This window comes from Streptomyces sp. WMMB303, assembly GCF_029351045.1.
Lineage (GTDB): Bacteria > Actinomycetota > Actinomycetes > Streptomycetales > Streptomycetaceae > Streptomyces.
In genome coordinates this window covers 4,237,157-4,255,969 of sequence record NZ_JARKIN010000001.1, presented here as the reverse complement: position 1 = coordinate 4,255,969, position 18,813 = coordinate 4,237,157, and the positions used below count along the sequence as shown (strand labels likewise).

12 protein-coding genes are annotated in these 18,813 nt (G+C 72.8%); 7 read left to right on the top strand and 5 right to left on the bottom strand.

From position 1 onward, the window contains the following. Positions 1 to 75: 75 nt before the first annotated feature. The 4 genes from P2424_RS18965 (at position 76) to P2424_RS18950 (ending at position 7,265) form a co-directional block, all read left to right on the top strand. Complete coding sequence (locus P2424_RS18965; protein ID WP_276476940.1) at positions 76 to 1,974, top strand: ATP-binding protein; 1,899 nt, start codon at positions 76 to 78, stop codon at positions 1,972 to 1,974. A 55-nt stretch (positions 1,975 to 2,029) separates the two neighbouring features. Continuing rightward, entirely contained in the window at positions 2,030 to 5,221 is a 3,192-nt protein-coding gene (locus P2424_RS18960) for a glycoside hydrolase family 2 TIM barrel-domain containing protein (RefSeq protein ID WP_276476939.1), read from the top strand. 58 nt (positions 5,222 to 5,279) lie between these two features. Further along, entirely contained in the window at positions 5,280 to 6,221 is a 942-nt protein-coding gene (locus tag P2424_RS18955) for an alpha/beta hydrolase (RefSeq protein WP_276476938.1), read from the top strand. Positions 6,222 to 6,314: 93 nt separating this feature from the next. Further along, positions 6,315 to 7,265, top strand: coding sequence for a LysR family transcriptional regulator (locus P2424_RS18950; protein ID WP_276476937.1), 951 nt, complete (start codon positions 6,315 to 6,317; stop codon positions 7,263 to 7,265). 7 nt (positions 7,266 to 7,272) lie between these two features. On the opposite strand, the gene P2424_RS18945 is transcribed toward P2424_RS18950, so the two are convergent. Together P2424_RS18945 and P2424_RS18940 are read right to left on the bottom strand one after the other, a co-directional pair. After that, positions 7,273 to 9,369, bottom strand: coding sequence for a GGDEF and EAL domain-containing protein (locus tag P2424_RS18945; RefSeq protein ID WP_276479024.1), 2,097 nt, complete (start codon positions 9,367 to 9,369; stop codon positions 7,273 to 7,275). Positions 9,370 to 9,461: 92 nt separating this feature from the next. Further along, positions 9,462 to 10,283 carry an SAM-dependent methyltransferase gene (locus tag P2424_RS18940; protein ID WP_276476936.1) on the bottom strand — a complete coding sequence of 274 codons (822 nt, stop codon included), beginning with the start codon at positions 10,281 to 10,283 and terminating at the stop codon, positions 9,462 to 9,464. Positions 10,284 to 10,519: 236 nt separating this feature from the next. Between P2424_RS18940 and P2424_RS18935 the strand changes: the two genes are divergently transcribed. Next, on the top strand, positions 10,520 to 12,115 hold the full coding sequence (locus P2424_RS18935; RefSeq protein ID WP_276476935.1) for an ABC transporter substrate-binding protein: 1,596 nt from the start codon (positions 10,520 to 10,522) through the stop codon (positions 12,113 to 12,115). Between the two features lie 222 nt (positions 12,116 to 12,337). Here P2424_RS18935 and P2424_RS18930 read toward each other — a convergent pair whose 3' ends face one another. After that, positions 12,338 to 14,317: a heavy metal translocating P-type ATPase gene (locus tag P2424_RS18930; protein ID WP_276476934.1), complete on the bottom strand. Its 1,980-nt coding sequence runs from the start codon at positions 14,315 to 14,317 to the stop codon at positions 12,338 to 12,340. Between the two features lie 95 nt (positions 14,318 to 14,412). Here P2424_RS18930 and P2424_RS18925 point away from each other — a divergent pair, with 95 nt between their 5' ends. Beyond that, on the top strand, positions 14,413 to 14,808 hold the full coding sequence (locus P2424_RS18925) for a metalloregulator ArsR/SmtB family transcription factor (protein ID WP_276476933.1): 396 nt from the start codon (positions 14,413 to 14,415) through the stop codon (positions 14,806 to 14,808). A gap of 141 nt (positions 14,809 to 14,949) precedes the next feature. Here P2424_RS18925 and P2424_RS18920 read toward each other — a convergent pair whose 3' ends face one another. Both P2424_RS18920 and P2424_RS18915 read right to left on the bottom strand, forming a co-directional pair. Further along, positions 14,950 to 16,206 carry a transglycosylase family protein gene (locus tag P2424_RS18920; protein ID WP_276476932.1) on the bottom strand — a complete coding sequence of 419 codons (1,257 nt, stop codon included), beginning with the start codon at positions 16,204 to 16,206 and terminating at the stop codon, positions 14,950 to 14,952. A gap of 48 nt (positions 16,207 to 16,254) precedes the next feature. Further along, complete coding sequence (locus P2424_RS18915) at positions 16,255 to 17,019, bottom strand: DUF6227 family protein (protein ID WP_276476931.1); 765 nt, start codon at positions 17,017 to 17,019, stop codon at positions 16,255 to 16,257. A 230-nt stretch (positions 17,020 to 17,249) separates the two neighbouring features. Here P2424_RS18915 and P2424_RS18910 point away from each other — a divergent pair, with 230 nt between their 5' ends. Further along, positions 17,250 to 18,800 (top strand): FAD-dependent oxidoreductase, encoded by a 1,551-nt coding sequence (locus tag P2424_RS18910; protein WP_276476930.1) that lies wholly within the window; start codon positions 17,250 to 17,252, stop codon positions 18,798 to 18,800. The last annotated feature ends 13 nt before the right edge of the window (positions 18,801 to 18,813 follow it).

Here is an 18,813-nt window from a genome sequence, read left to right as displayed (position 1 = left end):
CGCCGACACCTTTCTCCCGACTGTCCCGCGCTGTCTGTTCGACTTCTCACCTGCCTCAACTCTGCCGAGGAACCCATGGCCGAATCCCTGAGCTACGCGACCCTGAATGGAAGGGGAGTATCCGCTTCCGCTTCGCCCGCGGTCCCACCGGCCGCGCCGCGCGGCACAAACGTCCCCGCACGGCGGCGGCACGGCAGGCCGCGGGCGCAGACCCGGGCCCGGGAGAACGTGGGGGACGCCGCCGTACGGCGGCGCCTGGTCCGGCTCGCGCTGCTGCCCTCGGGGGCGGTAGCGGTCACCGGAACCCTTGTCGTCGGCTGTGTGCTGGGAGCCCGCGAGGGAGCCGAACCGATCGGCGCCGGGCTGTGGACCCTGCTGGTGCTCGCTGCACTGCTCGCCGGTGCCGCCCTGGGCTCCGCCTGGCTGCTGGCCGAGGCCGAGGCGCGCGGCAGCGCCGCACGCTGCGCGGCGCTGCGGCGGAACCTGGTGCGGGGGCAGGCCGAACTCCGCTCGATGCTCTGGGCGCTGCGGCACGGCGAGCGCCCGGTGACCCGCACCCGGGCCCCGGAGGCCGAACCCGTCGGCGACGCGCTGGACCTGCTCGGCCACGAGGCGGCACTCGCCCAGTGCGCCGCGGAGTCCGCCCTCGTCGAGGCGGTCGTGCTGACGGCGGAGGCGCGCGACGGCGGCGAGGAGCGGACCGAGGTCTTCGTCGGACTCGCCCGCCGGCTCCAGTCCCTGGTGCACCGGGAGATCGAGCTCATCGACCGGCTGGAGAACCAGATCGAGGACCCCGACCTGCTCAAAGGCGTCTTCCGCGTCGACCACGTCGCCACCCGCACCCGGCGGCACGCGGAGAACCTGGCGGTACTCGGCGGCGCGACGGCGCACCGCCGGTGGACCCGCCCCGTCTCCCTCTCCGAGGCACTCCGCTCCGCCGTCGCCGAGGTCGAGCACTACACGAGGGTGCAGTTGGTGCCTCCGATCGAGGGCACGGTGCACGGACAGGCCGTCGCGGACGTCGTCCACCTGCTGGCCGAACTCATCGAGAACGCCACGGTCTTCTCCCCGCCGGAGGCCCACGTGCTGGTGCGCACCCAGCGTGTCGCCGCCGGACTCGCGGTCGAGGTCGAGGACCGGGGGCCGGGCATGGACCCCGCCGCACAGCAGCGCCTCAACGCGGTGCTCGCCGAGCCCGGCCGGACCGACGCCACCGAACTGGTGCGGGACGGCCGCATCGGCCTCTACGTCGTCGCCGCCCTGGCCCGGCGGCACGGCATCGTCGTCCGGCTGCAGAACAACATCTACGGCGGGGTGCAGGCCGTCGCCGTCCTGCCGCAGCGTCTGCTGGGCCGCACCGGCGAACCCGCCCCCGGCGCCCCTCCGGAGAGCGCATCCGGCCGAACCGCAGCGCCCACGGGTCCCGGCCGGCGGCGCGGGCCGGTCGCGGGCGCCGCTCGGGGGGCCGCCGCCGGGCCGGGAGCGGGCACGCGGCGGTCGGAACCGGGGCCGGGGGCGGACTCGGCTGCCGGGCCCGGGAGCCCGGCCCGGGGAGCGCGTTCCGGCACGGGCACCCGCGGTCGGCCCGCCGCGCCACCGACCCCGGCGCCGGCGACTGTTCCGGCCCCGGCCGACGTCGCCGCCCGCGCGCCGGGGGTGCGGCCCACCGCCGACCCGGAAGGGGCCGGGGCCGACGCGCCGACCGGCACGCGTGACACCGCGGATCCGCGGCCGCGGGCCCGGGCACGCGGCACGGAACGCGGGCCCGCCACGCCGCTGCCCTTCGCGCCGTCCGCACCGGCCGAGGACCCTGGGGACGCCCAGGGCGCGCCGGGGCGCCACCCGCTGCCCCGGCGCGACGGGCAGGAGCGCACCGCCGCCGAGCGCGACCCCGCGGTCCGGCCCCGGGACGAGGGCGATCCCGCCGACCGGGAGAGCGAACAGGGAGGGGCGGCCCGGGCACCTCGTGAATGAAAGAAGTTGTGCGAAAGCGTTGATAGGGATGTCGCTCTGTGGTGTCTTGTGAGTCATGAATCCGAAGCCATGGGCACGACGGAGCTTTCTCGCAACGACCGGTGGCACTCTGGCGGGCTGGGCCGCCTTCCAGGAACAGAAGGCGGCCTTCGCCGCCGCGGGGCGGGCCGAACCGACCGGGCGGGAAGTCGGGCGGGAGTGGGACGCCGACCCCACCGTCTTCCAGGTGAACCGCGAACCGGCGCGCGCGACCCTCATCCCCTACCGCGACCGCACATCCGCCCTCAGGGGCACGCCCGGAGACTCCCCGTACCACCGGTCGCTGAACGGCGACTGGCGCTTCCACTGGTGCGAGAACCCGGAGAAGCGCCCGGAGGGGTTCCACCGCACCGACTTCGACGACAGGGGCTGGGACCGGTTGCCCGTCCCGTCCAACTGGGAGATGCACGGCTACCGGGAGCCGGTCTACCTGAACATCAAGTACCCGTGGACGGGCTACGAGCAGCCGGAACCCCCCGACGTCCCGGCGAAGTTCAACCCGGTCGGCTCCTACCGGCGGACCTTCCGGGTGCCCCGCGGCTGGCACGGCAGGCGCACCCTCCTGTCCTTCCAGGGGGTGAAGTCGGCCTTCTTCGTCTGGGTGAACGGCAAGCGGGTCGGCTACAGCGAGGACAGCTACACCCCGGCCGAGTTCGACATCGGCGAGCAACTCCAGGACGGCGAGAACACCCTGGCCGTGCAGGTCTACCGCTGGTCCGACGGCAGTTGGCTGGAGGACCAGGACATGATCGACCTGTCCGGGATCTTCCGCGACGTGTACCTGTACTCGGTGCCCCGCGTCCACCTCCACGACGCCGAGGTCCGCACCGCACTCGACGACGCGCGCAACAGCGCCGAGCTCACGGTCCGCGCCCGGATACGCGACACCACCGGCGGCACGGCCGGGAAGTACACCGTCTCCGGGGTCCTCTACGACGCGGACGGCCACCGGGTGCGGACCGGCCCCCTCAAAGGCAGCGCCCAGCCCCCGGCGGGCGGCATCGCCGACCTGGAGCTGACCGGCACGGTGCGGGCGCCCCGGTTGTGGTCGGCGGAGAGCCCCAGCCTCTACACGCTGGTACTGACCGTGCGGGATCAGGGCGGCGACCGCAGCGAGGTGCAGCGGGTGCGCTTCGGATTCCGCGAGCTGACGTTCGGGCCCGGGAGACTGCACCTCAACGGCCGTCCGCTGCTCTTCGCCGGCACCAACCGGCACGAGACGGATCCCGTGCACGGCCAGGCGGTGCCGGAGGAGACCATGCTGCGCGACATCGAACTGATGAAGCAGCACAACATCAACGCCGTCCGCACCTCGCACTACCCCGACTCGCCCCGCTGGCTGGAGCTCTGCGACGAGTACGGTCTCTACGTCATCGGCGAGACCAACCTGGAGACCCACGGGGTCCGCGACTCCGTGCCCGGCTCCCTCCCGGAGTGGACCGAGGCGTGCCTGGACCGGGCCCGCAGCATGGTCGAACGGGACAAGAACCACCCGTGCGTGGTGCTGTGGTCGCTCGGCAACGAGGCGGGCAGCGGCGAGAACTTCCGCACCATGGCCGACTGGTTCCACCGGCGCGACCCGACCCGGCCCGTGCACTACGAGGGCATGAGTTCCGTCGCCGATGTCGAGAGCCGCATGTACGCCAAACCCGACGAGGTCGAGGAGTACGGCAGGTCGGGCGACACCAAGCCGTTCATGCTGTGCGAGTACGCCCACTCCATGGGCAACAGCACCGGCAATCTCCAGGAGTACTGGGACCTCTTCGAGAAGTACCCCAACCTGCACGGCGGGTTCATCTGGGACTGGGTGGACCAGACCATCCGGAAGCCGGTGCCCGGCGATCCCTCGCGCAGCTACCAGTCCTACGGCGGCGACTGGGTCTCCGGCTATCCGAGCGACGGCAACTTCTGCTGCAACGGCGTCGTCCGCTCCGACCGCCGGGTCAACCCCGCGATGGCCGAGGTCAAACGGGTCTACCAGCGGGTCGCCTTCTCCGGTGGGAAGGCCGCGCGGGGCGAGGTCGGGATCGCCAACAAGTACACGTTCACCGGATTGGACGCCTACGAACTGCGCTGGGAGGTCACCCGCGACGGCGAGCGCACCGGGCACGGCACCGTACGGCCGCCCCGTACCGGGCCCGGTGCGACGAGCACCCTCCGGCTGCCCCTCGAGCGCCCCTCCCGCCCGGTACCGGGCGCCGAGTACTGGCTGAACCTCTCCCTCGTGCTGCGGCGGCGCAGCCCCTGGGCCGAGGCCGGGCACGAGGTCGCGGGCGCGCAGTTCCCCCTCACCGAGTGGCAGAAGGCCGCCGCCCAGCCGCGGGAGACCGGACTGCCGCCCGTCGAGTACGAGGAGACCGGCGAGCAGGTCACCGTCACCGGCCGGGACTTCTCCCTCACCCTCGACAAGGACCGCGGCACCCTGACCGACTTCCGGCACCGGGGCGTGGTGCTGCTCACGGAAGGCCCGGTGCCCAACTTCTGGCGCGCGCCCACCGACAACGACCGCGGCCGCGGGTTCCAGAAGACGGCCGGGACATGGAAGGAGGCGGGCGCCCGCCGCACCACCGACAGCGTGCAGGTCACCCGGGACAGCCGCTCGCAGATCGCCGTCGAGGTCCGCAGCACCCTGCCGACCTCGCCCGCGAGCAGCGCCCACACCACCGTCCTCACCGTGCGCGGCGACGGGGAGGTGCGGGTGGCGCACACCCTGGAGCCCGGCTCAGGACTGCCCGACCTGCCGCTGGTCGGGGCGCTGTTCACCCTCCCCGGGGAGCTCTCCACCTTCGGCTGGTACGGCCGCGGACCGCACGAGAACTACCGGGACCGCGCGACCGGTGCTCCCGTGGGCCGCTACCGCTCCGAGGTGGCGGACCGGTACACGCCGTACGTACGCCCGCAGGAGTGCGGCAACGTCACCGGTGTGCGCTGGGGTGAGCTGACCGGAAAACACAGGGCCGGTCTGCGGGTCACCACCGAGGACGGAGACTATCTGGAACTCAGCGCCCTCCGGTACACCCCGGCCGACCTGGACGGTCCGGGCCACCCCTACGAACTCGCCCCCGGGAAGGAGACCGTGCTCGGAGTCAACCACCGGCAGATGGGGGTCGGCGGCAACGACTCGTGGGGAGCCCCGCCGCTGGAGAAGTACCTTCTTCACGCGGATCGCACCTACCGCTACGGTTACCGCCTGCGCGCGGTGCGGTGACCCGCGCGCCGGTGCGCGACGAGGGCCCGGCGGACGTCCGGGTGGAAAGGGGCCGAGCGTGGCGGAACGGCGGGACGAGGTCACGGCCGCGGCGGACGGGACGCCGGTGGCGAGCTACACCTGGTGGCCGGAGGGCGAGGTGCGCGCGCTGGTCCAGATCGCGCACGGTGCCGCCGAACACGCGCTGCGCTACGAACGGTTCGCGCGCCGGCTGACTGCGAGCGGCTACGCGGTGGTGGCCTCGGACCACCGGGGTCACGGCCGCACGGCCGCCGGCACCGGCGGCTACGGAGCGGCGGGCGCGGAGGGCTGGCGGTCCACGGTCGCCGATCTCAAGGAGGTCGGCGACCGGGCCCGGGCCCGGCTGCCCGCCGGTGCCCCGCTGTTCCTGCTGGGCCACAGCATGGGCTCGCAGCTCGCCCGCGACTACGCACAGGAATACGGCGGCGGCCTCTCCGGGCTGGTGCTCTCCGGTACGTTCCGCTCGCTGCCCGGCTGCGATCCCGAGGCGGCCGTGCGGCGGCTGGAACGGCAGGTCGCCGAGGAGGGCAGGAACGCCCCGTCGGACTTCACCACGCTGCTCTTCGGCTCCTTCAACGACCCCTTCACACACCGCACGGGCTTCGAGTGGCTCTCCCGCGACCCGGACGAGGTCGAGGTCTACGTCGGGGACGAGCGCTGCGGCTTCCCCTTCGGCGCGGGGCTGTCCCTGGACTGGGTGCGCGGCTCCCGCAAGATCAACGATCCGGAGCAGTTCGCCCGGATCCCGCGCGAGCTGCCGGTCCATATCGCCGTCGGCGACCAGGACCCCTGCCATCAGGGGCTGACGCTCGTCCACGAGCTGCTGGAGGACTTCCGCCACCGCGGTACGCGCGATCTGGGCTGGCGCGCCTACCCGGGCGCCCGGCACGAGATCCTCAACGAGACCAACCGGAACGAGGTCGAGGCCGACCTGCTGGCCTGGTTCGACCGCCGGCTGGACGCGGCCCCCGGCGCCTAGGGTCTGCCCGGAGGTTCCTGTGCGGGAGGCGCGGGCGGACAACCGTTCCGCGGCGCGCCACAACGATCGGTTGTCTGCCTCTAGGGTGCAGCGGTGGACACCGAGGCATTGCGAGCATTCGTCCGGGCGGCCGAGCTCGGACAGTTCCGGCACACGGCCGACGAGCTGGGCGTCACCCAGCAGGCGGTCTCCAAACGGATCGCAGCGCTGGAGCGCGAACTGGGAGTACGGCTGTTCTCGCGTACTCCCCGGGGAGTCGCGCTCTCGCTCGACGGGCAGGCGTTCCTCCCGCACGCGAGGGGCATCGTCGCAGGCGCCGAGCGGGGCGTGAGCGCGGTCAGGCCGGGCTCCCGCGCCCTGCGGATCGACGTTCTCGGCCTGCGCAGCGCGCAGGCCGTCGTGCTGCACGACTACTGGCGCTCGCACCCCGGGGCCGAACTCGACGTGGTGACGCTGAGAGCCGCCGACCCCCGCGCGGCGGTCGCCGCCGTCGCCGCCGGGGAGATCGACGCCTCGTTCCGCACCGTCACCTATCCGGCCGTGCTGCCGCCCGAGGTGCGGATGACCCCCGCGTTCCACTCCCCACTGGAACTCCTGGTCGGCCCGGCGCACCCGCTCGCCTCCGCGCGGCGGCTGTCGCCGCAGCAGTTGCGCGGGCACCGGATCTGGGTGCCCGGTATCGCACCCCGCAGCGAGTGGGGGGAGTTCTACGATCAGCTGGCGGCCGACTTCGATCTGCGCATCGACGCGGCGGGCCCGCACTTCGGGGACGAGGTCCTCCTGGACGTCCTCGCGGACTCGGCCGAGGTGGCCACGCTCGTCGGGGCACGCGACCGGTATCTCTGGCCCGCGGGCCACGACCTGCGCCGCATTCCCGTGGCGGAGCCGGCCCTCGCCTACCCGATCTCGCTCCTGCTGCCCGCGACGGAGCCGCATCCGGGCCTGCGCGGCATCCTCACCCACCTGGAGGGCCTGCCGGGGCTCCCCGAGGCGGTCTGGCTGCCCTCCTGGGCGGCGCGGCAGCCGCCGCGGTCCGGGGCCTGAGCGGGCCTCACCCGGTCGGCACCCAGTCCTTGGCGAACTCGCCCGGTGAGGACGGACGCGCGTAGTACCAGCCCTGTGCCGTGTCGCAGCCCAGGTCGCGCAGTTGATCGGCCTGGCTCTCGGTCTCCACCCCCTCGACTGTCACGGCCAGCCCGAGTGCGTGCGCCAGCGAGACGATGCCCTCCACGAAGGTGAGGTCCACCGGGTCGGCCGGGTGCCGCTGGAGGCCCTGGGTGAAGGAACGGTCCAGCTTGAGGGTGGTGGCGGGGAGCCTGCGCAGGTTGGCGAGGTTGGAGTAGCCGGTGCCGAAGTCGTCCAGCGCGATGTCGACGCCCAGCTCGGCGAGCTGCCACAGTGGTTTGAGCTCGTCCTCGTCCGCACTGATCAGGGCGCTCTCGGTGACTTCCAGGCAAAGCGACGAGGGCGCCACGCCCGCGGACTCCAGCACCGCGACGGTGTCCGGCACCAGATCCGGATGGTGGAGCTGGCGCGGGGAGAGGTTGACGTTGACCCGCAGCGGCTGCCCGCCCGCCCAGGCGCAGCTCTGCGCGACGGCCTGCTCCAGCACCCAGCGGCCCAACGGCACGATCAGCCCCGTGTGTTCGGCCAGCGGGATGAACCGGTCCGGGCCGAGCCTCCCGTGCACCGGGTGCTTCCAGCGCACCAGCGCCTCGGCGCCGTCCACCCGGCCGTCGCTCATCCGGATCAGCGGCTGGTACTCCAGGAAGAACTCGTCCCGCTCCAGCGCCGCGGGCAGCCGGTTGGTGAGGCTGTGCCGGTCTATCGCCCGCGCCTCGGAGTCCGGGTCGGCCAGCTCGTAGCGGTTGCCGCCCGCGTCCTTGGCCCGGTACATGGTGATGTCGGCGCTGCGCAGCACCTCGGCGGGTTCGAGCACTCCGGCGGCACCCTCCACGATGCCGATGCTGGCCCGGACCGACAGCTCCCGCCCGTCCAGCGAGACGGGGGTGGCCAGCGCGGCGAGCAGGGCCCGTGCCATGCCGGTGATCTCCTCCGCGCCCTGCGGGTCGGACATCAGCACGGCGAACTCGTCGCCCCCGATCCGGGCCACGAGGTGCGCGGGGGCGGTCGTGCAGGACTGGAGGCGTTCCCCGACCGCGACGAGGAGCTGGTCGCCCACGGCGTGCCCCAGACTGTCGTTGACCGTCTTGAAGCCGTCGATGTCCAGATAGCACAGTCCGAACCGGGCGACCCCGTTGCCGGGTGTCAGGATGCGGTCCAGCCGCTCGGCGAACAGGGTGCGGTTCGGCAGCCCGGTCAGCTCGTCGTGGGTGGCCTCGTAGCGGAGCCGCAGATGGAGCAGCCGGCGCTCGGTGATGTCCTCCATGAGGGCGAGTTGGTAGCGGGGTTCGCCGTCGGCGTCCCGCAGCAGGGAGACCGTCAGATTGGTCCACAGCACGGTGCCGTCGGGGCGCTGGTAGGGCTTCTCCACCCGGAAGTGGTCGCGCCGCCCGGCGGCCAGCTCGCGGTGCAGCCGCCACACGTCGGGGGCGTCGTCGGGGTGCACCCAGTCGTTGATGTTGCGGCGCCGCATCTCCTCCTCGGAGTGCCCGAACATCCGGGCCAGGGCGCCGTTGGCGTCGCGCAGCCGGCCGTTCATGTCGGCGATCCCGATGCCGAGGGTGGCGTCCTTGAAGACGGCCCGGAACCGGGTCTCGGACGCGTGCAAGGCCTCCTCGACCGCGGTCTGCGCGGCCAGCGCGGCGCGGGAGAGGGCTTCCTGCTCGGCCAGGGTCCGCTCCCGCACCGCGAGCGTGAACCCGGCCGCGAGGGCGTGCTGGAGGCGTGCGCAGCGCGACCGTGCCTCGTCCACGCCCAGGCCGCGCGGGGTGCCCGCGTAGAGGACGAGGTAGGACTCGATCACCCCGAGGATGTGCGGCAGTGCGTCGGGACTGGTGCAGTGCGCCTGGTTCACCAGCACTTCGCCGACCTCCCGGCCCGGCGCGGGGCTGAACGGGAAGGTGTGCAGTGCCTCGCCCAGCCGCACGGCCAACGGGTGCAGGAAGTCCTCCAGTTCGGCCCGGGTGAGGGAGGTCTGGGTGGCCGGGTAGACCGTCCGGCTCCAGATCCGCGCGAAGCGGCGCAGCCCGTCCTCGCCTCCCTGGTCGGTGCCGTCCTCCGCCGGACCGGACGCCGGCCGGGTGTGCCCCTGGTGTTCTCCGGGACCGCCTTGAGAAGTCACTCGGCGAGTCCCACCTTGCGGCCCACTCCGGCGAACCCGCCCAGCACGACCGGGTCCTCCAGCTCCTGCGGGCTGTCGGGGCGCCAGTGCGGCAGCGCGACCAGGCCCGGTTCCACGAGCTCGAACTCCTCGAAGAACTGCGCGATCTCGTTCTTGGACCGGGTCACGAGCGGGGCGTTCGCGGTGCTGTACACCTCACGGAGGGCGGCGCCGCCGTCCCGCACGGGGCCGCCCTCACCGGACCCGTGGGAGATCACCAGCAGACTGCCCGGCGCCAGGTGGCGGGCCAGTTCCGCCACGCACTTGCGCGGCTCGTCGCGGTCCTCGACGAAGTGCAGCAGTGCGACGAGCATCACCACCACCGGCTCGTCCAGCTCCAGCAGCTCTTCCACCTCGGGGCTCTCGATGATGTCCTGGGGGGAGCGGAAGTCCGCCGAGACGATGCCCACTCTGCTGTCGTCTCCCAGCACGGCGCGGCTGTGCGCGACGGCCACCGGGTCGTTGTCGACGTAGACGGTGCGCGCCCCGCGGTCCAGCGCGTGGGCCACCTCATGGACGTTGCCGAAGGTCGGGATGCCCGAACCGATGTCGAGGAACTGGGTGATCCCCTCCCGGACGGCGAAGCGGATGGCGCGGCGCATGAACGCCCGGTTCGCCTGCATGATCTTGGGCAGTCCCGGCCATGCCCTGATCGCCTGCCGGGCCGTCTCCCGGTCGACCTCGAAGTTGTGCGAACCGCCCAGGTAGTAGTCGTACATCCGCGACACGCTCGGCACGGTGAGATCGATGCCCTGCGGGGCCCAGGCGGGACGTTCCATCGAAGGGTCTCCAGCTCGCTTTGTTCACCGGGGAGTTCCGGTCGGGCCCACGAGGCTACTGACCGAGAAGCGGCGCGTGGAAGGAAACAGCGTTACTGGGGCTGGATCTTGCCCGGGCGCCGAGCGCCCCGTCGGGAGGTATCGGGGCATAGCGCACCATGCCGCCGTGATTTAATCGCACCCAATTGCGAAAGGTTTGCAAAAACTGCCGACATCGAACAGGGAGTGTGCCACGGATGTCTGCCCGGACGGTACGGACAGCCACCGCTGCGGCGACCGCCGCGGTGGTCCTCGTGGGGGCCGCGGCCTGCTCCGCGCCCGGCGGCGGTGACGGTTCGGGCGGCGGCACCGACACGCTCACGGTCGGCGTCGCCCAGGAGCCGGAGACCCTCAGCCCCCTGCTCGGCTACGGCAAGGAGGGCAACTCGAAGATATTCGACGGGCTGCTGACCCACGACGCCAAGATGAACCTGCGGCCCGCACTCGCCACCCGGCTGCCGCAGGTGAGCAAGGACGGCCGCACCTACACCTACGACCTGCGCAAGGGCGTCACCTTCAGCGACGGCAAGCCCTTCACCGCCGAGGACGTCGTCTACACCTACGAGACGATTCTCGACGAGAGGACCAACAACCCCTCCAAGAGCGAGCTGGACGCGGTCAAGAACGTCACCGCCGAGGGGAAGCACCGGGTCGTCTTCCGGCTGTCCTACCCGTACGCGGCGTTCGCCGAGCGCACCGTGCTGCCCATCGCCTCCCGGGCGGTGGCCTCGCGCACCGACGTCAACACCGGGTCGTACAACACCGAGCCGGTGGGCACCGGCCCCTACATCCTCACCCGCTGGCGCAAGGGCGAGAAGCTCAGCTTCAAGGCGAACCCGCACTACTGGGGCGGCAAGCCGAAGGTCGAGCGGTTCACCGTGGCCGTCATCGAGGACGACGACGTACGGGCCACCCGACTGCGCTCCGGCGACCTGGACGGCGCCGTCCTCCCGCCCGACCTCGCCGAGACCTTCGAGAAGGACGAGGACAGGCGCACCTTCAGCGCCAAGACCGCCGACTACCGTGCCGTCACCCTCCCCAGCGGCAATCCCGTCACCAAGGACAGAGCCGTCCGCCGCGCCCTCGACCTCGCCGTCGACCGCAAGGCCATGGTCGACTCCGTCCTCAACGGCGCGGGCAGGCCCGCCTACGGTCCGCTGCCCACCGACAGCCCCTGGTTCGCCGAGGGGACCCGGCGGGCGCGTGACCTGCCCCGGGCCCGGAAACTGCTGGACGACGCGGGCTGGAAGCCGGGCAGGGACGGCATCCGCACGAAGCACGGCAGGCGCGCCGCCTTCACCCTCTGGTACTTCTCCGGGGAGAAACTGCGCCAGGACCTCGCCCTCGCCTACGCCGCCGACGCCGAGAAGGCCGGAATCGACGTCACCGTCCGGGCCGGCAGCCGCGAGGTCGTCCGCCCCCGGCTCGACCACGACGCCCTGCTGACGGGCAACGGCTTCCCCGCGGATCCCGACTTCGACCTCTACCCCACGCTGCACTCGTCGCAGGCCGGCGACGGCTGGAACAATCTCGCCCACTACCACGACAAGACCGTCGACGAGCAGCTCGACACCGCCCGCCGCAGCCGCGACCCCGAAGTGCGCAAGACCGCCTACGACAAGGTTCAGCGTGCGTTGGAGAAGGACCCCGGCTACACCTTCCTCACCCACATCGACCACGTCTACGTCATCGACGACGAGTGGCGCGGGCTGACCACCCAGGTCGAGTCGCACGACCACGCCATCGGCGCCGGACCCTGGTGGGACCTGCAGGACTGGCAGCCGGAGGAGTGAGCGGCGCAGTCACACCCGGGACTGCGCGCCTGGTGGCACGGCGGCTGCCGGCCGACGTGCCGGTGCCGGCGGCGGTGACGTTCGGGGTCTTCGCACTGCCGCCTCCCCGTTCGCCTCCGTGCAGAAGTACGCGGGCGCGGCCGGACTCAGCGCCGCGCAGGAGACGCTCGACCGACTGCGCGCCGACCCCGGCCGCGGGCGGTGCCCGGCGGGTGCGTCTGCTCACGAGGCGTCCTTGGTCAGGCGGGGCCAGGCGGCTTCGCGCAGCAGGCGCAGACCGTTGAGGCCGACGATGACGGTGGAGCCCTCGTGGCCGGCGACACCGAGCGGCAGGGGCAGGGTGCCGATCAGGTCCCAGGTGACGAGGGCGGCGATGAACGTCCCGGCGATGGCCAGGTTCTGGATGACCAGGCGGCGTGCGGTGCGCGAGAGCCGCACGATCGAGGGGATGGCGGCGAGCTCGTCGCGTACGACGACAGCGTCGGCCGTCTCCAGCGCGAGGTCGGAGCCGGCCTTGCCCATCGCGATTCCGGAGTGCGCGGCGGCCAGGGCGGGGGCGTCGTTGACGCCGTCACCGACCACCAGCACCCGGCGCCCTTCCGCCTCCCACTCCTCGACCGCGGCGACCTTGTCCTGCGGGAGCAGCCCGGCGAGGACATGGGTGATGCCGACCTCGGCGGCCAGACGCCTCGCGGCATGTTCGTTGTCACCGGTCAGGAGAACCGGGGTGCGGCCGGTCAGTTCGGAGAGCGCGGCCACGGTCGCCCTCGCATCCGGCCGCGGCCGGTCGGCGATGCCGAGGACCCCCACCAACTGGCCGTTCCGCAGGACGGCGACGGCGGTGCGCCCGGCCTTCTCCAGCTCAGCCACCGTTCCCTCGTACGGCGTTCGGGCGGCGGTGCCGGTGAACAGGCGGGAGGGGGAGCCGATCTGGACCGTGTGCCCGTCGACCGTGGCGGTGACGCCCAGGCCGGGGGCGGAGGTGAAGTCGGCGGCCCCGGGCATGGTGAGGCCCGCCGTGCGGGCGGCGTCGACTACCGCACGGGCCAAGGGATGCTCGCTCGGGTGCTCGGCCGCTGCCGCCATGGTGAGCAGCGCGCCCTCGTCCAAGCCGGTCCCGGGAAGGGGGCGGACATCGGTGACGCGGGGCGTGCCCTCGGTGAGGGTGCCGGTCTTGTCCAGGGCCACCATGTCGACCTGGCCGAGGCGCTCCATGACGACGGCGGACTTGGCGAGCACGCCGCGCCGGCCCGCGTTGGCGACAGCGGACAGCAGCGGCGGCATCGTGGAGAGCACCACGGCGCACGGAGAGGCGACGATCATGAACGTCATCGCCCGCAGCAGCGCCGAGCGCGGCTCGTCGCCGAGTGCGAGCGGGACGAGGAAGACGGCGAGGGTCGCCAGGACCATGCCGATCGAATAGCGCTGCTCGATCTTCTCGATGAACAGCTGGGTGGGGGCCTTGGTCGCGGAGGCTTCCTCGACCATCTTCACGATCCGGGCGATCACCGAGTCCGACGGGTCCCGCTGGACGCGCACGCGCAGGGCCCCAGCGCCGTTGACGGTGCCGGCGAACACCTCGTCGCCCGCCTGCTTGGCGATGGGGAGCGGTTCGCCGGTGATGGTGGCCTGGTCGACGTCGCTGGTGCCGTCGATCACCTGGCCGTCGGCGCCGACCCGCTCACCGGGGCGGACCAGGATGGTGTCGCCGACCGAGAGGGTCCGGGCGTCGACGCTTTCCTCGGCTTCGCCGGGCAGCAGGCGGGTTGCGGTGTCGGGAGCGAGGTCGAGCAGTCCGCGCACCGAGTCGGCGGTCCGCGCGGTCGCGACGGCTTCCAGGGCGCCGGAAGTGGCGAAGATGACGATCAGCAGCGCACCGTCGAGGGCCTGGCCGATCGCCGCGGCGCCGAGCGCCGCGACGACCATCAGCAGGTCCACGTCCAGGGTCTTGTCCTTGAGGGCCTTACAGCCCTCCCATCCGGGCTCCCATCCGCCGGTGATGTAGGTGGCGGCGAACAAGGTGCCCCACAGCCACGCCGGGCCGCCCAGCAGATATGCGGGCAGAGCGAGGAGGAACAGCGCCAGGGCCGCGAATGCCCAGCGGACCTCGGGAAGCGCCGGCAGCCGCGTTCGTCGGCGTGGAGCCGCCTGACGCTGCACGTCGGGGGGCGGCGCCGGCCGCTGATCCAGGACAGAAGACATGACAAAGCAACCCTTCACGGGTGAACCGGGGGGACGGCACCACCGTACAGGAATATTTGAACAGGTCTTCATGTGTAGTCGGTATGATGGGAGTCATGGGTCACGGAACCGGCACCAGCAGCAACGCCACCACTCGCGAGCGACTCGACGCGGTCGGCACCGCCGACGTCGCCGCCACCCTCCAGGCCCTGGCCACCCCGTCCCGCCTGTACATCCTGGCCCGCCTGCAGGAAGGCCCCTGCTCGGTGAGCGATCTGGCCGAAGCGGTCGGTATGGAAGCCTCCGCCTGCTCCCACCAGCTGCGCCTGCTGCGCAACCTCGGACTCGTCGCCGGGGAGCGCCACGGGCGGTCCATCGTTTACGCCCTGTACGACAACCACGTCGCCGAACTCCTCGACCAGGCCCTCTTCCACGTCGAACACCTGCGCCTGGGTGTCCATGACAGCCCTGCCGTCACCGAGCCCGCGGTCGCCCCTAGCCGCGCTCGCTGAGGGGCCGAGACGTCACGGCCGACGTCGGGCGGATCTGCGTCATACCGCAGTTGCGGTTCGAGCAGGGCTCGGCTGTCGCCGGTCAGAGCGACCGCACCGTCGAGCCGGCCGCGGCCCCCGGCGGGCGGGAGGACGAGGAGATCAGATCCGCACCCCGCGCCCCCGCAGATACGCCAGCGGATTGATGTCGCTGCCGTAGCCGGGTCCGGTACGGACCTCGAAGTGCAGGTGCGGACCGGTCGCGTTGCCCGTCGCGCCGGAGCGGCCGAGCCGCTGCCCGGTGCGCACCGCCTGTCCGGAGCGCACCGAGATGGCGGAGAGATGGCCGTACTGGCTGTACTTGCCGTCCCGGTGCCGGAGCACCACCTGGTATCCGTAGGCGCCGCCCCAGCCCGCCGAGACGACCGTGCCGCTGGTGACCGCCTCGACGCTGGTGCCGGTGCCGACGGGGAAGTCGACCCCGGTGTGGTGCCCCGAGGACCAACTGCCGCCCGTCGCACGGTAGGCGGTGCTGGGGGCCACGCCGGAGACGGGTGCGGTGGCGGAGGGTGAGTCCCGGTGTGCGGGGGCCTGCTTCGCCACCTGCTCCCGGGTGTCCTTGCGTGGGTGCTTCTCCGGGGGCTGCTGCTTCTTCTTCGCAGCGGACCGCTTCTCGGCCCGCTGCCGCGGTGCCTTCGGCGCGGCAGCGTCCTCGGAGCCGCGGGCCCGGGAGGGCGGGCGCTCGGTACGCCGCGGACTGCCGGTCAGGCTCAGCCGCTGGCCGGGCAGGATCAGGTCGGGGTCGTCGCCGATGGTGGAGCGGTTGCTCTCGTACAGGGTGTGCCAGCCGCCCGCCACCTCGTTCTCCTGGGCGATCCCGGAGAGCGTGTCGCCGCCCACCACCTGGTAGGTCGTCAGCTTCTTGCCGCGCTCGGCTCTGGCCCGGTCCGCCTTGGCCTGCGCGGCCTGCTCGGCGCGCGCCGGGCCGGCCGCATCCGCCTGCCCCCCGGAGTCGTCCCGGGCGGCGGCCGGAGCCGCGTCGCCGCGTACGAGGCCCGCGCGCGGCCCGCAGGTGGGCCAGGCGCCGGGGCCCTGGCCTTCGAGCACCTTCTCGGCGACCGCGATCTGCTGGTCCTTGGTGGCCTGGTCGGCCCCGGCGGCGTAGGCGGTACCGCCGTACGCCTCCCAGGTGCTGCTGGAGAACTGGAGGCCTCCGTAATAGCCGTTGCCGGTGGCGGTGTTCCAGTTGCCGCTGCTCTCGCACGCGGCCACCTTCTCCCACACATCCCTTGCCGCGGCGTCCGCGGCCTGCGCCCCGACCAGGGGCAGTGCGATCCCCGCCCCGCCGGCCGTCACCCGTAACGAGACGCGGGAGACGGCGCGTGGCTGATGGCGGCGGTGGCGTCCGTGAGCGGACATGGCCGTTCCTCCGATGCTCGGCGGTCCACGGGCGACCGTGGCCGGGATCTACAGGTCCAAGCCCCGCTCCCGGGCGAGGCGGTGTGCTGCCTGGCCGGCCACGGACTCGTCCGGGTACACCTCGCACGCCAGCCGGCCGCTGCCCGTCATGTTGTGCTCCAGCTCGTAGAGGCTGATCTCGCTGCCGTCGGCGAGCAGGAAGGCGTGCTCGTAGACCGAGCACCACACCTGGCAGTCCCCGGCCCGTACGCGGGGCCCGGGAACATGCAGGATGTGGTGGCCCAGCGCGGAGGAGAGCAGCCGCAGCGTCTCCTCGCCCGGCCGGTCCTGGTTCTCGGCCCGGCGCAGCAGCCTGCGGGCGTGGTCGGCCGAGTCGCCCTCGGAGTACTCGCGCCGCGGGCAGGCCGTGCCCGGGGCCCCGGGCAGGAAGTCGAACACCGCGGCCGTCCGGCCCGGGCGGTCCGGTTCGCCCTTCTCGCCCATCCGGCGGTGCGCCCGGCGCTCGGCACGGCGCAGCGCTTCCGTGTCGTCGTACACCTCGTGCAGTTCGCCCGCGCCGTCCGGGCTGTCGTAGCGCAGTTCCCACAGCAGCACGCTGCTGCCGTCGGCGAGCAGGAAGACATGGCGGAAACTGCTGCACCGCAGAGCGGGCGCCGGGACGTTGCGGTGCCGCCAGCCGTACAACTCCACCTGGCACATCACAGCGCTGCGTAGTCGGTCCAGGACCGTGTCGCGGACGTCGAACGGGTTCTGGGCGCGGGCCAGCAGCTCTTCGAGGTGGTGAGCAGGCGTCCGGTGCCCTTTGTCGCTCATCGCGGAACCCTCCCGGCGTGCAGCAAACAACCGACCGTCCCCGCGCGCACACACCGTAGCGCTGTCACCGCACCGTGCGGGAGGAGTTGGCGGAATTTCGCTGTGCGAAACCTCGCAGGGAAGCGCTTTTTCGGCCGAATCCAGGTGATATGCGGGTGGCCGGTGGGGGTGAGCGGCGTACCAGCGGGAACCACAGGGAGGACGACCCCGGGGGCCGAAGGGAGGCGGCGGTGACCACACTGCCCGTCGGATACGAGTCCTACTGGATGCTCTCGGCGGCGGGGGAGGTCCGCCCCCAACTGCCGCCCGACAGCCGGATCGAGGTGGACGCGGCCGTGGTGGGCAGCGGTATCGCCGGCCTCTCGGTGGCCTGGGAGCTGGCCCGCGCCGGGCGCAGCGTCGCCGTGCTGGAGTCGGACCGGCTGGCGGCCGGGGTCACCGGGCACACCACGGCCAAGCTCTCCGCGCTGCACGGACTGACCTACAGCCGGCTCCGCGCCGACCGCGGCGCCGAGGACGCGCGGCACTACGCGCTCTCGCAGCAGGGCGCTGTCGACCGGCTGGCCGCCGTCGCCGCGCGGTTGGGCGTCGACTGCGAACTGGAGCGTGTCCCGGCGCACCTGTACGTGGAGTCGGCCGAGCACGTGGACGAGGTACGGGCCGAGGCGGAGGCGGCCGCCGAGGCCGGGCTGGACGCCTCCTTCGTCACCGACACCGGACTGCCCTTCCGGGTACGGGCCGCCGTCCGGGTCGAGGACCAGGCGCAGTTCCACCCGCGCAAGTATCTGCTGGCGCTGGCCGACGACATCCGGCTGCACGGCGGCCTGCTGTTCGAGCGCACCCGCGTCGTGGCGCTCGACGAGGGGGAGCCCTGCCTGCTGCGGGCCGAGAACGGGGGAGAGGTGCGTGCGCGGGACGTGGTGGTGGCCACCCACTATCCGGTCTTCGACCGGGCGCTGATGTTCTCCCGGCTGCAACCCCGCCGGGAACTGGTCATCTCCGCGCTGCTGCCCGAAGAAGAAGACCCGGGCGGCACCTACGTCTCCCCGGAACGGGGCAGCCGTTCGGTGCGCACCGCGCCCTACCCGTTCGGCGACGGACGGCGGCTGCTGATCGTCACGGGGGAGACGTTCGCCCCCGGGACACCCGGCACCGGCTCCGTCGGCGCCCGCTACGAACGGCTGGCCGCCTGGACCTACGAGCGATTCCCCAGCGCCCGGCTCGCCCACCGCTGGGCCACCCAGGACAACGAGACCACCGACCGGGTGCCGTACATCGGGCGACTCCACGCCGGGACCCGGCACACCTATGTCGCCGCGGGCTTCGGCGGCTGGGGGATGAGTTCGGGGGTGCTGGCCGGGCAGTTGCTCGCCGCCCAGCTCACCGGCGAGCCGCTGCCGCCGTGGGCGCAGCTCTACGACCCGGTGCGGCTGCGGGCCGGCGAGGCACCCGCGCTGCTGCGCCTGCAGTCGGCGGTCGCCCGGCGGTTCGTCGCCGACCGGCTGCGCCCCAGCCATGTCGACTCGGTGGACGAGATCCTGCCGGGCGACGGCGCCATCGTGCGGGTGCGCGGGCGGCGCTGCGCGGTGCACCGGACGACCGAGGGCGAACTGCGTGTCCTCTCGCCGCGCTGCCCGCACCTGGGCTGCCTGGTCCGGTTCAACGACGCCGAGACCGCCTGGGAGTGTCCCTGCCACGGCTCGCGGTTCGCCACGGACGGCACCGTGCTCCAGGGCCCGGCCACCCGGCCCCTGGACCGGCGCGACCTGGGTGAGGGCTGAGCCGCGCCGGCCG